Raw genomic sequence first — 17,042 nt, 5'->3', positions numbered from 1 at the left:
GCATGGAAGGCGTACACCGTAGGATTCGGCTGGCTTATGTGGTCAGCCATCCGATCCAGTATCAGGCGAAACTGCTTAGACTTATCGCCGCCGATCCCGGCATTGATCTGACCGTTTTCTTTTGCTCCGATCTATCGCTCAGGAGTTACAAGGACCCCGGCTTCGGCGTGAGCGTCACGTGGGATGTCCCATTGACTGAGGGCTACCGTTCCGTTGTCCTGCCACGCTGGCGCGACACGAATAAGCTGAGCCCCACACGTCCGATTGCACGCGGAATCTTCCGCGGTCTATTGCGCGGCATCGACGGTGAACCGTTTGATGCCCTGTGGGTGCACGGCTACTCCACGGTGAACAGCCTGCATGCAATGCTGGCAGCGAAGGCACTGGGAATCCCAGTCTTGCTGCGCGCAGAGTCCTGGCTTGCCGACCGCACCCGCTCTCACACCACGCTGCTCATCAAACAGCTCTACTTCGACGGACTCAAGATGCTCGTCGATGCGGTTCTACCAATCGGATCGCGCAACGCGACCTACTGGACGCACTACTTTGGCGCGGACTTCCCTGCCTTCACCATGCCGTACGCCGTCGACAACGAATACTTCGCCACGCGGGCAGAGGCTGCAACCCGGAACCGCGCAGAACTACAAACGGAGTTCAATCTAGATCCGTCGCGGCCCGTCATCCTGTTCGCCAGTAAACTTCAGGAACGCAAGCACGCCGACCATTTGCTTGAGGCATACCTGCAACTCCGCGTGCAGACCTCTCTGGATCCGTACCTCCTGATCGTGGGTGATGGTGAAACGCGGGCACAACTGGAGCAGCGTGCCTCTGCCAGCGGCGTCGAGGGAATCCGCTTTCTCGGCTTCCGCAACCAGAGCGAACTGCCACGATTTTTCGATCTCAGCACCGTGTTCGTCTTGCCGTCGCGCCATGAAGCGTGGGGCTTGATCACCAATGAAGCGATGGCCGCGGGTCTCCCTGTGATCGTGTCCGACGATGTGGGTTGCGCAGTGGACCTGGTTCGAAACGGAGAGAACGGATACGTCTATCCGCTGGGCGATATCGCAGCGTTGCGCAATGCCCTGGCAGCAACGCTCGCACCGGGCCGCCGTGAATCCATGGGAGAGCGCGGCCGCGAAATCCTGTCGCGCTGGAGCTACCGCGAAGATCTAGTCGCTCTCAAGGCAGCTCTCCAGCGTGTTACGAAGCTTCCTATTCAGAAAATAAGTGGCTAGCCAGACAATGCGAATTCTCCATGTCATCCCGACGCTCAATCCCGCTATGGGCGGCCCCATCGAGGGCGTGCGCACGCTCTTCACTTACGTCAACGAAGGCTACATCGGCGAGGCAGTCACGGCCGATCTGCCCGACGCGCCCTGGCTGCAGGGTCTTGCCTTTCCGGTCCACGCTCTCGGACCCTCCACCGGCGGCACCTATGGCTACAACGCCCGTCTACTGCCGTGGCTGCGCGCGAACATCGACCGCTTCGACGGCGTGATCGTGAATGGTCTGTGGCAGTACAACGGTCTGCCTGCAATGCTTGCGGCGCGCGGTCGCAAGCCATACATGGTCTTCACGCACGGCATGCTGGATCCTTACTTCAAACGGCGCTACCCCCTCAAGCACCTGAAGAAGGTCCTCTACTGGTATCCGTTCGAGTATTGGGTTCTCAGGCGGGCATATCGTGTTCTGTTCACCACGGAAACCGAGGAGCGACTCGCACAGGAAAGCTTCGCCGCATGGCGCTGGCGACCGCAGGTGGTGCCCTACGGCATCCGTGCTCCGCAGAGCCGGCCGGAAGACGACATTTCCACCTTCCTGGAGCACGTGCCCGCGGTCCGTGGAAAACGGTTCCTCATCTACCTGAGCCGGATCCATCCCAAGAAGGGCTGTGACCTGCTCCTGCAGGCTTTTTCCGAGGTCTCTGCAAGCGACCCCGACTTGCACCTCGTCATGGCTGGGCCGGACGAGACGGGATGGATCCCGGAACTCAAGGCCGTCGCCGAGAAAGCCGGCTGCGGACACCGCGTCCACTGGCCCGGGATTCTGCGTGGACCAGCGAAGTGGGGAGCCTTCCGTGCCGCCGAGGCATTCATCCTGCCCTCGCACCAGGAGAACTTCGGCATCGCTGTCGCTGAGGCTCTGGCTGCCGGTCTTCCCGTACTGCTGAGCGACAAGGTAAACATCGGCGACATGCTGGTCGGCGAAGGCTGCTCCCTGATCCAGCCGGATACCTTGGACGGCACGCGCCATCTGCTGGAAAGCTGGATTGCAATGCATCCGTCTGATCGCCAGGCTATGAGCGAGCATGCAGCCGAGTGCTTCCGCTCGCGCTTCGACATGCTTGAGACCGCGCAGGTCATCATGTCCCTCTTCCGGCAGGCACAGCTCGAAGGCGGCAAGCGCTGATATTTTCTGGTTACACAACCGGCGACGACGCTGTAGGCTCAGCCACGGAGGTTTCTGCCGCATGATCTCCGTCGTCATCCTTACTAAGAACGAGAGCACCGACATCGGCGGCGCTATCCGCAGCGTGTCATTTTCGAATGACGTGCATGTCTTCGACTCCATGAGTACAGACGGCACACAGGAGATTGCGCGCAGCCTGGGTGCGACTGTCCATGAACGCGTCTTCGACAACTACGCCGCGCAGCGCAACGCATCGTTGACCCAACCGGCCTTCCGGCACGACTGGGTACTCATCCTCGATGCCGACGAACGGCCTACCCGGGAACTCGTCGCTGAGATGCAGCGGGCCGTCGCCACTGCAGACGCAGACGTCGACGGATTTCGACTTCGGCGCCACGATTACCTATGGGGCACCTGGCTGGAACACGCGCAGATTACGCCCTACTACACCCGTCTGGTCCGCCGAGGACGCGCGCGTTACGTACGTGAGATCAACGAACTGCTCGAGGTCGATGGCCGGATCGTCGAGCTCCAGGCGCCGCTCAATCATTACCCGTTCTCCAAGGGCATCGCGCACTGGGTGGCGAAGCACAACGTGTACTCCACCATGGAAGCGCAACTGCTTGCCAGCGGAGCCGCCACCGCCGATGCATCGCTGCAGGTCGCTCTTTTCGGCAAGGACCGCGGCGAGCGCCGCGCGGCGCAAAAGGCTCTCTTCTTCAAGCTGCCCATGCGGCCGGTCTTCAAGTGGATCTACATGATGTTCATTCGCGGCGCCGTACTTGACGGTTACGCTGGCCTGACCTACAGCACCCTGCAAAGCTTCTACGAATATCTAATCGAATTGAAGCGACGCGAGATCATGCACGAACGGCTCCTCAACATCTAGAGCAGCGCCCGTGGGGCACGGGCCTCACCGCAACCGGCGCCCCACCCATCCGTTCCGCTCAGGTTGAAGTTCTGTTAATTCCGAGCAAGCAAAAGGCCTCCTACTGGAGGCCTTTTCAACATCATCGAAACGAAATCGCTATCGTGTTCTAGCTGCGAAGCTTTGCCAGCAGATCGGTGGGGTGAACGGGCTTGGCCAGGATCTCGAACTCGTGGCCCTGGGCACGTGCCTTCTCCAGCAGATCGGCTGTTGCGGCCTGGCCGCTGAACAACAGGATCTTGCAGTTTGGAAGCTTTGCGCGGACCTTGATCGCCGCTTCAATGCCGGTCATGCCGGTCATGATGACGTCAGAGATCAGCATGTTTGGCTGGAACTCATCCAGGCTTTCGACAGCGTTTTCGCCGGAGTAAACGGCCCGCGCTTCGAACCCGGCCTGATTCAAAATGATCGCAAGCGTGTTCGCGATGACCTGTTCGTCGTCAGCAACCAGAACGCGCGGTTTAGTGGAGGTGTTGGTCATGTCAGTCTCAGTTCTACTCGACGGGAAACCTCTTGGCAAGTTATGGAACTAACTGAGCCATGAAGGGATGTTAGGCTCAGAGAGCACCACCGGCCCCCGGGCCCCGGAACGTCCGCCCCAACCTTTTTATCCCAGTGTTTCTGACCAGCTTCCGCCTCAACCAAGGGAGACGGCATGCAGCAGGCAATTATCCGCGCAGAACGCGTGGAAAAGTACTACGCCCAGCCAAGCGAGAACCGCATTCAGGTCATCTCGCCAACGGACCTGTCCATTGTGCCGGGCGAAATCGTTGCGCTCCTCGGGCCCTCCGGCTCCGGAAAATCGACTCTGATGCGGATGTTGACGGGGCTGTCGATCCCCTCCGCCGGACAGGTCTACTGGCACGAGAAGCCTATTGCCCAGGCAGACATTAACGTTGCCATCGTCTTTCAAAGCTTCGCGCTCTTCCCATGGCTCACCGTTCTTGAGAACGTCGAGGCGCCTCTGCAGGCGCGCGGCATGGAGCCCGTAGAGCGCCGCAAGCGCGCCTTGAAGATGTTAGATACGGTCGGCCTCGACGGCTTCCAGCACGCCTATCCCAAGGAGCTCTCCGGCGGCATGCGGCAGCGCGTCGGATTTGCACGGGCCCTCGTCGTCGAACCCGAAGTCCTCTTCATGGACGAGCCGTTCTCTGCCCTGGATGTACTCACCGCAGAGAACCTGCGTTCGGAGCTTCTGGAGCTGTGGCAGAAGAAGACCATGCCCACGCAGGCGATCTTCATCGTGACGCACAACATTGAAGAGGCAGTCCTGCTGGCCGACCGCATTATCGTGCTTGGCCGCAATCCTGGCCATGTGCGCGTGGACTTCCGCGTGGCTCTGCAGCATCCCCGCGACCGTAAGGCCTCTGCCTTCACCCAGCTTGTCGACTACATCTATAAGGTGCTCACACAGCCTGAGGCGCAGCCTCCGGCGCTGCCGCGCACGGCAGACGGCAAGCGCGTCCGTGACCAGCGCCTCATGAGCTACCAGATGCTGCCGCACGCACGTCCTGGCGGCATCGCCGGTCTGCTGGAGCTGATGGTGGACCACGGCGGTAAGGCCGACATCTACCGACTCGCCGACGACCTCGCCTTTGAAGTCGACGACCTTCTGCCCATCGTCGACGCGTCGTCCCTGCTCGGCTTCCTGCAGATCACCGAAGGCGATGCCGCGCTGACATCTATTGGCTCAGAGTTCGCGAATGCGGAGATCCTGCGCCAGAAGGAGATCTTCCGTGCGGCCGCCGTTGAGAACGTTCTGCTGCTGCGCCAGATCGTGCGCGCACTGGAAGCAAAGAGCGACGGCACCGTACCCGAGGAGTTCTTCCACGACATGCTGGACGAGCAGTTCAGCGAAGAAGAGACGCTACGCCAGCTTGAAACGGCCATCAACTGGGGACGCTATGCCGAGCTCTTCGACTTTGACGCGCAGCGCCGTCGCTTCACGCTCGCGCACAACCAGGCCGCAGAGTCCGCGGCGGAAGTCTCCGGATGAAGAACCTGCCAGACAGCTTTGGCAGCCTGCGAACGCGCCGGGAACTGGGCATACCGCAGACCCTTGCCCGGTCGCAGGCCGTGCAGCGCAGCTGGCCGTTCTTCCTCGACCTCATCGTCGCGTGCATCGGCCTTGCCGCGTTCTACGGCGTGGTACAGATCGCACGCCTTTGGCTGGGTCAGCCTCAGCCCAACGTCGTGCTCAGCCTCTCACCGCAAGCTCTGCCGCGCTACGCCTTCTACTCTGTCGTGCGCATGGGTCTCGCGTACATCCTTAGCCTGCTCTTCGCCGTCGGCTACGGATACGTGGCAGCCTATAGCCGTCGGCTTGAAGCTCTGATGATCGCGGCGCTCGACATCCTGCAATCGATCCCTGTCCTTAGCTTCCTGCCTGGCGTCATGCTGGCCATGGTCGCGCTCTTCCGTACGCGCCAGATCGGCCTGGAACTTGGCTGCATCGTCCTGATCTTCACCGGTCAGGTCTGGAACATGGCCTTTTCCTTCTACTCATCACTCAAGAGCCTGCCGCGCGAACTCACCGAAGCCTCCGCCATCTACGGCTTCAGCCGCTGGCAGCGCCTCCTGCAGCTTGAACTTCCCTACGCAGCCATCGGCCTCATCTGGAACAGCATGGTCTCTGTTGCCGGCGGCTGGTTCTTCCTGATGGCCTGCGAGATGTTCGTCCTGGGCTCGCGAGACTTCCGCCTGCCGGGCCTGGGTAGCTATCTGCAGACCGCCGCCAGTGAGGGCAACACCAAGGCGATCTTCTGGGGCCTGATGACGATGATCCTGATCATCGTCGCAACCGACCAGTTGCTGTGGCGCCCAATCATCGCGTGGAGTGACCGTTTCAAATTCGAGCAGGTGGAGAGCTCCCGTCGTGTTCGCTCGCCTTTGCTCTCCATGCTGCAGCAGTCCAACTTCGTGCGCCGTCTTGGCCGTGTAACCTTCGAGCCTCTGACTGAAAAGCTCTACCGCCACGAGGCGAAGCGCCGCTCAACGCATCCTCAGTACGACGAAGCCAGCAGACGCGCCCCCTCCACATTCTTCCGCATGGCGGGGCTGGCATTGATCCTGATCGTCGTTGGCTACGCAGCCGTGCAGGCTCTGCACCTGCTGCGTTCTGTCGATCGGCACGAAGTGTTGCAGATCTTCGGCGGCGCAGGCATGACGCTAATGCGCGTCGTTATCGCGCTCGTCCTCGCAACCCTTTGGACCGTGCCGGCAGGCGTCGCGATCGGCTTCCATCCGCGCCTGGCCAGAATCGCGCAGCCATTGGCACAGATCGCAGCCAGCGTGCCTGCGACAGCGCTCTTCCCCGTCCTTCTTTTGCTGCTCTTCAAGACAGGCGCAGGCATGGGCACGGCCGCCGTTCTGCTCATGCTGCTCGGCACCCAGTGGTACGTGCTCTTCAACGTCATCGCTGGCGCCATGGCCATTCCGAACGACCTGAAGGAAGTGGCGCGGCTCTTTCGCTTCAGCACCGTGCAGCGCTGGCGCACCGTGATCCTGCCGGGCATCTTTCCTTACCTGCTCACGGGGTTGATCACAGCCAGCGGCGGCGCATGGAACGCCAGCATCATCGCCGAGTACTTCCGCCTGAAGAGCAACACGCTCACCACCTTCGGACTCGGGGAACAGATCAGTGCCGCCACAGACGCCGGACGCTTCGCCGTTCTGCTCCTCGCGACCATCGTCATGGCATTGATGGTGGTCACGATCAACCGTCTGATCTGGCGCCCGCTCTTCCGGATCGCAGAATCAAAATACAAGCTGGGCGCTTAGTCAGCCTTGTCTCGTGAAAAGCACTACCGCTTTTTACGGAAGGCAAAAATTACCGCGAGCACCGGCGGAGCAATCAATGCGCCCCACGGCGGCAACAAGATTCCACCGACGATGGGTCCCAGCATCGCCGCCCACCAAGGCACAAGCGTCGTCCGCTTCAACAGCATCGGCTGCACGATCAGTCCATCGACAATCGCGATAAACGCATAGAGCCCGAGCGTCCACCAGAGTTTGTCGAAGTCAGTGTCCGACGAGGCAAGCGCAGCCGACACTGCAGGACCACAAACCGCGATTGCCATACCTATCCCCGGGACGAACTGGCAAAAAGCAGCCACCAGCGCCCAAAGTGGCGCCCACGGAACGTGGATAAAGTAGAGTCCCACAAACCACATCAAGCCAACGCACAACGCATCGAGCGTCGTTGCGCGCCACCATCCGGCGATTGCTCCGCCGGCTGTGCGGAAAGGATCTCCGCCACTTGGTGACGTCGAAATCCCAGAGTTGTTTGTGCGTTCCAGCGTAGTACGTACGTCATTCATCAGACACTCCATTGACCACGCGGGCCACGCGTACAAACGCGCACTTATTGGATGCATCAGACCGAATCGATACGCAGAACAGGACTCGAAAGGTACTGCAGAGCGGTGCGATTCCGCTGCGTACAGATGGGGAGCGATAACCAAAATGGCTGTAATGATGCAGGGCTTCTACTGGGATTGTGCGAAGGAAGAGGACAAGCTGGGCGAGTGGTGGAACTTCGTCGCGGGCGAAATTCCTAAGCTGGGTAAGAAGGGTGTAGGTTTCGATTCGATCTGGCTGCCACCGATCAGCAAGGGCGCCGACAAGGGCACCATGGGTTATGACCCATATGACTACTTCGATCTCGGTGACTTCGAACAGAAGGGCCAGTTGAAGACCAGCTTTGGCAACCGTGCAGAGCTTGAAAAGCTGATCGGCATCATCCATGAAAATGGCATGGGCGCCATCGCCGACATGGTCATCAACCACAACAGCGGCGCCGATGCAGAAGAAGAAAATCCTCTCGACGGCGAGAAGCGCTGGACTAAGTTCACGCCTGCGAGTGGTAAGTTCGCGCGTAACTGGGACTGCTTCCACCCATCGCGTTACGAGAAGGTCATGATGGAAGGCGAGCAGTTCGCTGGCTTCCCGCATCTGTGCCATCGCAACCCGAAGGTCTACGGCGCGATGTATGACTACGCCCGCATGATCATTGAAGATCTTGACTTTGACGGCTTCCGCTTCGACTTCGTAAAGGGCTTCGGCGCATGGATGATCGGCCTGCTTGCGAAGTACGAATATCAGAAGAAGAACAACCCGAATTTCTCACCTTTTGTTGTAGGTGAATATTGGAGCGGACCGGAAGACATTGGCGACTGGCTGGATTCGGTAAGCAAGCTAACCGATTCGCAGATCGCCGCGTTTGACTTCCCGCTGCGCTACAAGCTGAAAGACGTCTGCGATACGCCGAACTATGATCTGCGCAACCTGACGGACGGTAACTCGGTTTCTGCTGCGCGTCCCTTCAACGCTGTGACCTTCACGGAAAATCACGACATGGGCGGCAACGAAGTCGTCAATGACAAGATGCTCGGATACTCCTTCATCCTCACGCAGGACGGCTATCCCTGCGTCTTTTGGAAGGACTATTACAACTTCGGTCTCGCGCGTCCCAACTCGCCGAACGGCATCGATGCGCTGGTCAGCGCGCACCATAAGCATGCCGGTGGAGAGAGCTGCATCCTTCATGCGGATCCGGATCTCTACATCTCGCAGCGCGGCGGTAATGAAGGCCAGTCCGGACTGATCTACGTGCTCAACAACCTGGGCAACCAGTGGAGCGGCACTACCGTTCAAACCAAGTGGCCCAATACACGCTTCGTTCCCGTTGCGTGGGATGGCAAGGACGAGGCACACCCCGACGAGCGCAGCACCGACGCCGAGGGCAAGGGCGAGTTCCCTGCGCCTCCTCGGGGCTACTGCGTCTACGCACCCGTTTTCGAATAGATCGACGTCGATCCGCGACAGGCCCGCAGCATCATGCTGCGGGCTTTCTTTTTTTCTGCCGGTGCGAATGGACCGGGATCGGTGTCGCTCCAGCGGAAGTGACTCTGGCAGCTACACTGAACCTATGCGTCTTCGCGCCCAATTTCTGCTGTCGGCCTTTGCGCCCGAGCACTTCCCATCCACCGTCAAGACCGGCGGCGTGCCGGAGATCGCCTTCCTCGGCCGCTCCAACGTCGGCAAGTCGAGCCTGATCAACGCGCTTCTCGGCGAAGGCCAGGCACGCGTCTCGTCCACCCCCGGCCGCACGCGCTCCATCAACTTCTTCGCGATGCATGAGGTGCTGAACTCCGGCACCATGCGGCCCAACCCCGCGCTCATCCTGGCCGATCTGCCGGGCTACGGCTACGCCAAGATCTCAAAGTCCATCTCGGCCGAGTGGTCGAGCTTCGTCGACCCGTATCTCGCCGACCGCGAGACACTCGCGTTGAGCTGCTGCCTGGTGGACACCAACATTCCGCCGCAGGAGAGCGATGCTCAGATGATCAAGTACATGCAGCTGCACCGTCAGCCGTTTGTGGTCGTCGGTACCAAGAGCGATCGCCTGTCGAACAACACCCTTGCCAACTCCATCGCAACACTGAAGCGCGAGCACGGCGTGGGCGAGATCATCGCTGTCGCCGCCAAGGAAGGCAAGAACGGCCGCGGCATGAAAGAACTTTGGGCCCGCATCGAAGCGGCTCGCGTCGGCACCGAGACAGAGGGATAGTCATGGGACTGCGGTGACTCCATGAGTGCACCCCTCCCCCCCGTCATTCTTCGCAAAAATCAGATTCTAAAGGACTTGAGTTTTCCCAAATCGGCAAAAATCAAATTCCAAAGGACTTACACGCAAAAATCAGATTCGAAAGGAGTTAGCAGCAGGACCACAAGCTGAGCGATTCCCTGTCTTCTATTCTAGCGAGTTGCGAGAAATAACCCGCCAACTTTATCTCTTATGGAATGAGTGGTTTAAGCCTTCACGGGGGTTGACAGACTTTGCCAGTGTGATCTGTCGAGCGATCGCGGGAAGAGCGTTGGTGCAGCACGCAACCACTGCCGCGTGACCTCCGACATCGCGGCGTCTCCCTCAGCCGCTGCGAGCAAAGCCGCATCCAGGCTGCGGCGCTCCGCCTGGTTTGTTGCGGTGTCCGTAGTGATCGCCCAGTGAGCGCCGACCGTAAGCTCCACTTCACCCGGCCCGATCAGGCCAAGTCCATGAAGACGTTCCGCACCCCAATCCTTCAGGATTCCGATCGCTGCCGCCTCGGCGTCGGAAAGTTCCCGGGCCACCGCAAGAGATCGCGGCAGAACTCCGCGTTCCGCCATCTCCGATAGCCACTGTTCCACCGAGCCACCCAGCGCGACGGTAATTGCCCTGCCCTGCCGTACTTCGTTCTTCAACGCGCGCAAGGCCTCATCGAGCGTGGTGACGGTGAAGGTAGCGCAGCCCTCACGCGATGCCTCTCGCAGGCGTGCGGGATCGTCTTCAAGTAACAGCGCAGCCGCGCCAGCAGCCAGTGAGGCCAGCGCAAAGGCACGCCCGGCATCGTTCAGACCAAGGCCAAGCACGAGCGAACCAGCCCACACCGTCCGGTGCAGGCGAAGCGCAGTAAACAATCTGAGAGTATCTGCCTGCGATGCAGCCAACGCCGACTACCAGGTCGTGTACAGCGAGCCATCCGTGGACAACTGCTGCGCACCGCTGTGCACGTCGTTGATGCCGGTGGCTGTCTCATCGACGTTCTGGTACTGGTCAGACCGATCGCCCACCCACGTATCCGTGCGATGTGTCATCGGGTCCAGCGGCATCGACTTCAGGTAGCCCGAGGTCACCAGTTCATCCAGCGACTGCGGCGCCTTCTGCTTGTCGACCGTGTAACTGTCGATGGCCTGCCGCATGGTGTGCAGGTCTTCGCGCAATACCGCTTCCCGCGCCACCTTCAAGTGATGCGTAAAGGCCGGCACAGCCATCGCCGCCAGAATGCCAATGATCATCATGACGACGATCAGTTCCAGCATCGTAAAGCCGCTCTGACCCGCGTGCGGGGCAGCAGCCGAACCACAGTCCGTGGAAGCCGGATCGAGCGTACGCCGGGATGTCTTGTCAGTCGTCATCGCCCTTACCATTCCGAGTACTTGGTGCCATCCAGAGCAGTGCCCTGGCTCTTCGAGTGCACATCGAAGACGTTCTGCCCGCCCCAGCTCGTACTATCCGCATCGTCCTGCATGGCGCGCAACTGCCACTCCGTACCCTTCGTCATCGGATCGATCGGGATGCGACGAAGGAAACGCACCTTCTTGTCCTTTACGTCCACGCCGTTTATCAGTGTCTCCAGGTCGGGCGGATAGTTGAAACTGTCCACCTTGGTCTGAAAGGCGCCGCGTTCCGCTGCGTCTTTGTAGTGGTCGATGGCGCTTCGCATCTCCCACAAGGCCGCGCGCAACTCACGTTCCTTGGTGCGCTTGACCTGCCAGCGCGTGACGGGCACTGCCGCCGTTGCCAGGATGGCGATGATGCTGACTACGACAACCAGCTCGACCAGCGTGACACCCGCCTCGCTACCAAGAGCAGATCGGGTACCACGCTGTCGTGCGGCTTCGCGGATTTTCGTCCACAGGATCACGAAACAGCCTCTTAGCGGACGTGAACCGTCGCAGCGCTGCCCACCGCAGGCAGGTTGGTTTGCGCGCTATCCTTCGCGCCCACCTTCACCAGCGACACCTGGGAATCACCCGGCGCGTTCGCGCGGAAGGTGAGGACACAGACAGATCCCTGGCCATCCATGCCACGCACCGCAGGCGGCCGCGAGATGGAGATTGTCACCATGCCGTTGCCCTCGTCGCGGTGCACGATTGCCACCGACTGGCCGTCACGGCCCAAGAACTCACCCGAATCCACATTTACCAGCGATAGCAGCGATGGGTTGAACTGAACCTGCAGCGGCACCGAGTAGAGATCCTTCGCGCCATTGGCGATCACCGCCATCTGGAAGGTGCTGCCCATGGCCTGCGTCGTCTGACCGGGTGTGATGCTGAAGCTGACAGGGCCGCCAGCGCCAGGGATTGCCTGTGCCGCGGCTGTTGCAGCCGTGGTGGGTGTCCCACCAGCTGCAAGCGCCTGCATCGCTCGCTGCGATCCCGGCGAGTTCTCATTGCCGACCTGCCCGATCATCGCCGCCGCTGCCTGCGCTGCGGTCAACGGAGCTCCGTTGGCTGCAGCCGCATTGCTGCGCTGTTGCTGGAAGGCGCCAGTTGACAGGCTGGCGGAGGTATCCGTCGCCACGGACTCTGGAACGGCATCGTGCCGCAGCTCAATGCTCTGTCCTGTGCCGGTGTCGAGGGCGCGCGTATTCATTCGCGTCACCAGCGGCTCACGCACGATGTGCGGAATCAGCAGAAAGACGACCTCATCCTGTGCGCGATCCCGGTTGTTCGAACGGAAGAAGTTCTTCAGGATCGGAATGCTGGCGAGACCGGGCGTACCCGAGATGGAGTCCGTCTCAGACCGAGAAAGAATGCCGGCCAGGATGCTGGGCTCGCCTTCCTTCAACTGGATGACCTGCTCCACCTTGCGTTGCGCGATGATGGGCTGTGTCACGCCGGAGATGCTGACGCTTCCATTCTGGCTGGAGATCTCCAACGCCATCTTCAGCGTGATCTCGCGATCCGCGTGGACCGTCGGCGTCATGTCAATCAGTACACCGACATCGATGTACTGGAACTGCGTATTGACGAGCGAACTGACCACCGAGGTCGAAGCACCGGAAGAGTACGATCCGGTCGCGATCGGAATACGCTGACCAATCTTCAACTGTGCGCGCTGACCATCTGTCGCACGGATGCGCGGATTCTGCAGCACGCGGGTGTCGTTATCCGTCAGCAGCGCGTTCACCGTAGCCGTTCCCAATGACACCGCAAAATTCGCGCCGGTAAGATGCGCCAGCGTGTTCAGCGTGGGTGACGTCGAGGTGCTGCTGGTGCTGCTGCCGGTCGTCGTGGTGCTGCCGGTAGTGCTGGACGTCGTGGTGGAGTTTGCCACCTGCGGCGTAATGGAGAAGCTCTGGGGCAGGGTCACACCCAGGTTCCGCGCGCGATCCCGATTTACTTCCAGCACGGCAACGTCGACCACCACTTCGCTGTGAGGACGGTCGAGATTGTTCAGCAGCTCCTGCGTCAGCAGCAGTTGGTCCGGCGTTGCGCGCATTACGATGGCGTTCTGGCTCGGCACCAGGAAGATCTTCACGTTCTGGTCGAGCACGTTACGCAGTGCGGTCAGCAGTTCGTTCTGGTCGGCCTGGGTCGCGGCGTTGGACAGGTAAAAGGTCTGCACCGCAACCGACGCCAGGTCAGTACGCTTTGTCTGCGTATTCTGCGCAACGAAGATGGTGTTGTTCGTGACCGCCTTGTAGAACGTTCCGGCCTGCGTGCCCAGGATGCGCAGTGCATCGTTCAACGACACGTTGTTCAGGTCAAGCGCAATGCGGCGCGAGGTGTAGTCCGGATCAAAGATCACGTTCAGGCCGGCCTCTTTGCCGATCGCCTGATAGAGCACCTTGGTGTCTTCCACCATGTGCAGCGTCAACGGATTGTTGGAGACGGGCTTGAGCTTCAGCGGCTCCGAGATGGACAACATGTCGGGCGTGGGCCCAACCGGCACCGGCAGGTCGAGGCTGCTCGTCGGCGCGTCAGACAGCAGACGCTCCGTGACCGTGATCTCCTGCTGTGCGGCCTGGTTGCCGCCGTCGATCGCCAGTGCGCGCTCAAACTCGGTCAGCGCGCCGCGCATGTCGCCGCTCTGCCGCAGAACGCGGCCACGGTCCACGTGCGCTGCCGCCGCTGAGAAGCGTGCGCGCTCAAAATGTGTCTTGTAGCGGAGATCCTTCGGCTTGAGCAGGTGCGCCTGGCGATACGCCTCGAAGGCTGCGTCCCAGTCTTCGCTGACTTCCGCATCCGCGCCGCGCTTCGACCACGCGTTGGCCGACTGCGTATGACCCGCAGGGATCGTCACTGCAGCCATTGAGAGCAGCACCATCGCAGCCGCGCCCGACCGCAGAAGACCGCGAGGAAGACTGTGACAAAGGCTGCGGCCCTGCCCCTGGCTCTCGCCGCCTTTGCCCAACATTATCTTCGTCAACTTCAGCGTCCGCCTTCCAGGTGATGCCTGCTTCCCGTTGGACGAGCGTGAGCAGAAGATGCTCACAACAAATCCGATGCGGGAGGCGCGATTCTGCCTGTTTTCGTGAGTCGAGTGTACCATCGCGCCCCCAAGGTCCGGTGCGTCCGCAAGGGCCGTGCTAGCATCTGAAATCTTATGCCTCACAGTCCTACAGCGACGCAACAAAATCCTCCCAAGAAGCCGAAGGAGCGCGACGCCGTTGCCGTGGGCACCCGCGACGCCGCTTACAACCGGCAGGCCGGACACAATTACTTCCTCTCTGACCGCTGGGAGTGCGGTGTTGCACTGCGCGGCACCGAGGTGAAAAGCATCCGGGAAGGCAAGGCAAACCTGCGCGACGCCTACGGCCTGGTCAAGGACGGCGAGGCCTTCCTGCTCAATGCGCATATCGGCGCCTTCTCCCATGGCAACACCATGAATCATGAGGAGACCCGGACTCGGAAGTTGCTGTTGCATAAGGAAGAGTTGCGGAGACTGACCGTTAAGACGAAGGAGAAGGGCTTTACGCTCATCCCAACGCGTCTCTATTTCAAAAATGGTCGTGTCAAATGTGAACTGGCCCTGGCCAAGGGCAAACAGGACTGGGACAAGCGCGAGACCGAACGGAAACGCGAAGCGGATAAGGAAGCCAAATCCGCGATTGCGCGCAGCCAGCGCCGATAAGCGATCCCGCGGCACCAAGTCGCATTCCCGTCTGTTCATTTCGCTACACGAATCGGCATACACTCAATAGCTGTATGAGCACACAGCTGTTGTTTTCGGATGCCGTTTCCTTTGCCACACCTCTGCTTGCCGTCTTCGCCGTCGACATCGCCGTTGGTACTGACGCCCCAGCCCTGCCCACTCTGCTTACCACCAGCGACGCGCTCAGTGACGCCGCGAGCGCCTTTCTCACAAGCGGCGAGTTCAAGGCGGCATGCGGTGAGACGCTGCTTCTTCACAGTCCCAATGGCCTGAAGGCAGACCGGCTTCTGATCGTGGGACTTGGCAAGGTCAGCAAGCTTGCGCCTACGGAACTCCGCATCGGGGCAGGTACTGCCGTCCGCGTCGCCAAGACGAAGTCCATCCGCAACATCGCCATCGTCTTCCCGGAAGATCGCGCCATCTCGGACGAACACCTCGAAAGCCTCGACTGCATGCCCTCCGCCCGCTCGCTGGTTGAGGGTGCTTTGCTGGCCGACTTCGATCCCGACACCTATCGCAGCGACCGCAAAGACCGCAGTCTGGAGAGCATCACTCTGCTCGCGCCCGACCAGCAGAAGGCTACGCAGGATGAGATCCGCGCGGGCCATGCAGAGGGCGTCATCTTCGCGGAAGCGCAGAACTTCACACGCTCACTGGTCAACGAGCCCGGGAATGTCCTTACGCCGACCGAACTCGGCAGGCGCACTGCTGCCATGTGCCAGACAGCCGGACTTTCGTGCGAGGTCCACAGCACGGCGAAGCTGAAAGAGCTTGGCATGGGCGCATTCCTGGGTGTCGCCCAGGGCTCGGCAGAGCCACCGGCACTCATCGTCATGCGGTACAAGCCGGCGCAGCTGGCGCCGGGTGGCAAGATCGTCGCGCTCGTCGGCAAAGGCATTACTTTCGACACGGGCGGCATCTCCATCAAGCCAGCCGATGGCATGGACAAGATGAAGTACGACATGGCCGGTGCCGGTGCCATGATCGGCGCCATGCAGGCTATCGCGGCTCTGAAGCCGAAGATCGAAGTCATCAGCGTGATCTGCTCGGCGGAAAACATGCCCAGCGGCACGGCGTACAAGCCTGGCGACGTACTCACCGCGATGTCCGGCAAGACCATCGAAATCATGAACACTGACGCCGAGGGCCGCCTGGTGCTGGCCGACGGTCTGCACTATGCGAAGACCCTTGGCGCGACCCACCTTATCGACGCGGCGACTCTGACCGGCGCAGTCGTCGTCGCACTGGGCAAAGTGAACTCAGGCCTCTTCTCAAATGACGAAGCTACCTGCGATCACTTCCACGCAGCGGCGAAGATTGCGGGCGAGCACTTCTGGCGGCTGCCCTGCACCGAAGACTACCGCGAACTCATCAAGAGCAGCATTGCGGACATCATGAACACTGGACGGGATCGTTGGGGCGGCAGCATCACCGCAGCCATGTTCCTGAAGGAGTTCGTCGGCGATACGCCGTGGGTACACCTCGACATCGCCGGGCAGGCATGGATTGACGATCACCATACCGAAATCGCGAAAGGCCCCAGCGGCGTCGCCGTGCGTTCCATCGTCGAATGGGTGAGGGCGCTGTCTGTATGACGCTCGCTGAGTCTACGATTCTCGTCGTCGACGACGAGCCAATCCTGCGGCTCACCTTTTCTCTTGTGCTGAAACAGACAGGTGCCACGGTGCACGTGGCCGAAGACGGCATTAACGCGCTCGACGTCCTGGAACGTGAGCGCGTCGACGTTATTCTGAGCGACAAGCAGATGCCACAGATGGACGGCATCGCGATGATCCGAACGCTGCGCGAACGCGGCAACACTGCGCCGGTCGTGCTCTTCGTCAACGGAGTCGCCTCCGAAAGTCCTGCAGAGATGGACCGCCTCGGGGTCACCGAGACCGTCACGAAACCACTGCACCCCGCGGAACTGGTCAAGATTCTGGCGCGGGTGGTCGAGCCAATTCCGGCAAGCGGGAAGCAGCCGTAAACACTGCTTCCCGC

The 17,042-nt window shown here is 60.7% G+C and carries 16 protein-coding genes; 10 read left to right on the top strand and 6 right to left on the bottom strand.

The genetic code is table 11. The features are described from left to right. Positions 1–2 precede the first annotated feature (2 nt). From TERRO_RS07165 to TERRO_RS07155, 3 genes are all read left to right on the top strand, one after another. Positions 3–1,235, top strand: coding sequence for a glycosyltransferase family 4 protein (locus tag TERRO_RS07165; RefSeq protein ID WP_014785330.1), 1,233 nt, complete (start codon positions 3–5; stop codon positions 1,233–1,235). Positions 1,236–1,242: 7 nt separating this feature from the next. Further along, on the top strand, positions 1,243–2,409 hold the full coding sequence (locus tag TERRO_RS07160; RefSeq protein ID WP_014785329.1) for a glycosyltransferase: 1,167 nt from the start codon (positions 1,243–1,245) through the stop codon (positions 2,407–2,409). Between the two features lie 61 nt (positions 2,410–2,470). Further along, a complete protein-coding gene (locus TERRO_RS07155) occupies positions 2,471–3,298 on the top strand; it encodes a glycosyltransferase family 2 protein (RefSeq protein ID WP_014785328.1) in 828 nt (275 codons plus the stop codon). A 148-nt stretch (positions 3,299–3,446) separates the two neighbouring features. On the opposite strand, the gene TERRO_RS07150 is transcribed toward TERRO_RS07155, so the two are convergent. Then, positions 3,447–3,818, bottom strand: a complete 372-nt coding sequence (locus tag TERRO_RS07150; RefSeq protein ID WP_014785327.1) for a response regulator — start codon at positions 3,816–3,818, stop codon at positions 3,447–3,449. A 174-nt stretch (positions 3,819–3,992) separates the two neighbouring features. On the opposite strand from TERRO_RS07150, the gene TERRO_RS07145 reads away from it, so the two are divergent. Together TERRO_RS07145 and TERRO_RS07140 are read left to right on the top strand one after the other, a co-directional pair. Beyond that, a complete protein-coding gene (locus TERRO_RS07145; RefSeq protein ID WP_014785326.1) occupies positions 3,993–5,333 on the top strand; it encodes an ABC transporter ATP-binding protein in 1,341 nt (446 codons plus the stop codon). Then, the gene (locus TERRO_RS07140; protein ID WP_014785325.1) at positions 5,330–7,117 is read left to right on the top strand and encodes an ABC transporter permease; all 1,788 of its coding nucleotides are present in this window, start codon (positions 5,330–5,332) and stop codon (positions 7,115–7,117) included. Before TERRO_RS07145 ends, TERRO_RS07140 begins: the two co-directional genes overlap by 4 nt. Before the next feature lie 23 nt (positions 7,118–7,140). Here TERRO_RS07140 and TERRO_RS07135 read toward each other — a convergent pair whose 3' ends face one another. Further along, positions 7,141–7,656, bottom strand: a complete 516-nt coding sequence (locus TERRO_RS07135) for an AI-2E family transporter (RefSeq protein ID WP_081490613.1) — start codon at positions 7,654–7,656, stop codon at positions 7,141–7,143. Positions 7,657–7,801: 145 nt separating this feature from the next. Here TERRO_RS07135 and TERRO_RS07130 point away from each other — a divergent pair, with 145 nt between their 5' ends. Both TERRO_RS07130 and yihA read left to right on the top strand, forming a co-directional pair. Next, positions 7,802–9,142 carry an alpha-amylase domain-containing protein gene (locus TERRO_RS07130; protein WP_014785324.1) on the top strand — a complete coding sequence of 447 codons (1,341 nt, stop codon included), beginning with the start codon at positions 7,802–7,804 and terminating at the stop codon, positions 9,140–9,142. Positions 9,143–9,266: 124 nt separating this feature from the next. Continuing rightward, positions 9,267–9,908, top strand: a complete 642-nt coding sequence (gene yihA / locus TERRO_RS07125; protein WP_014785323.1) for a ribosome biogenesis GTP-binding protein YihA/YsxC — start codon at positions 9,267–9,269, stop codon at positions 9,906–9,908. Positions 9,909–10,150: 242 nt separating this feature from the next. Here yihA and TERRO_RS07120 read toward each other — a convergent pair whose 3' ends face one another. The 4 genes from TERRO_RS07120 to TERRO_RS07105 are packed head-to-tail and all read right to left on the bottom strand — an operon-like array spanning position 10,151 to position 14,315. Beyond that, positions 10,151–10,798: a urocanate hydratase family protein gene (locus tag TERRO_RS07120; RefSeq protein WP_041592495.1), complete on the bottom strand. Its 648-nt coding sequence runs from the start codon at positions 10,796–10,798 to the stop codon at positions 10,151–10,153. A gap of 36 nt (positions 10,799–10,834) precedes the next feature. After that, entirely contained in the window at positions 10,835–11,296 is a 462-nt protein-coding gene (locus TERRO_RS07115) for a type II secretion system protein (RefSeq protein ID WP_014785321.1), read from the bottom strand. A gap of 5 nt (positions 11,297–11,301) precedes the next feature. Continuing rightward, positions 11,302–11,799 carry a prepilin-type N-terminal cleavage/methylation domain-containing protein gene (locus TERRO_RS07110; protein ID WP_245536276.1) on the bottom strand — a complete coding sequence of 166 codons (498 nt, stop codon included), beginning with the start codon at positions 11,797–11,799 and terminating at the stop codon, positions 11,302–11,304. 17 nt (positions 11,800–11,816) lie between these two features. Continuing rightward, a complete protein-coding gene (locus TERRO_RS07105) occupies positions 11,817–14,315 on the bottom strand; it encodes a cohesin domain-containing protein (RefSeq protein WP_245536241.1) in 2,499 nt (832 codons plus the stop codon). A gap of 177 nt (positions 14,316–14,492) precedes the next feature. Here TERRO_RS07105 and smpB point away from each other — a divergent pair, with 177 nt between their 5' ends. The 3 genes from smpB (at position 14,493) to TERRO_RS07090 (ending at position 17,028) form a co-directional block, all read left to right on the top strand. After that, positions 14,493–15,020: an SsrA-binding protein SmpB gene (gene smpB / locus TERRO_RS07100; protein ID WP_014785318.1), complete on the top strand. Its 528-nt coding sequence runs from the start codon at positions 14,493–14,495 to the stop codon at positions 15,018–15,020. 74 nt (positions 15,021–15,094) lie between these two features. After that, the gene (locus TERRO_RS07095; RefSeq protein ID WP_014785317.1) at positions 15,095–16,636 is read left to right on the top strand and encodes a leucyl aminopeptidase; all 1,542 of its coding nucleotides are present in this window, start codon (positions 15,095–15,097) and stop codon (positions 16,634–16,636) included. Further along, positions 16,612–17,028: a response regulator gene (locus TERRO_RS07090; RefSeq protein WP_081490612.1), complete on the top strand. Its 417-nt coding sequence runs from the start codon at positions 16,612–16,614 to the stop codon at positions 17,026–17,028. The genes TERRO_RS07095 and TERRO_RS07090 overlap by 25 nt, the downstream gene beginning before the upstream one ends. Positions 17,029–17,042 lie beyond the last annotated feature (14 nt).

The sequence above is a fragment of the Terriglobus roseus DSM 18391 genome, from assembly GCF_000265425.1.
In the GTDB taxonomy this organism is placed as follows: domain Bacteria; phylum Acidobacteriota; class Terriglobia; order Terriglobales; family Acidobacteriaceae; genus Terriglobus; species Terriglobus roseus.
The sequence above is the reverse complement of the archived record's forward strand: the minus strand, read 5'-3'. Positions and strand labels throughout refer to the sequence as shown.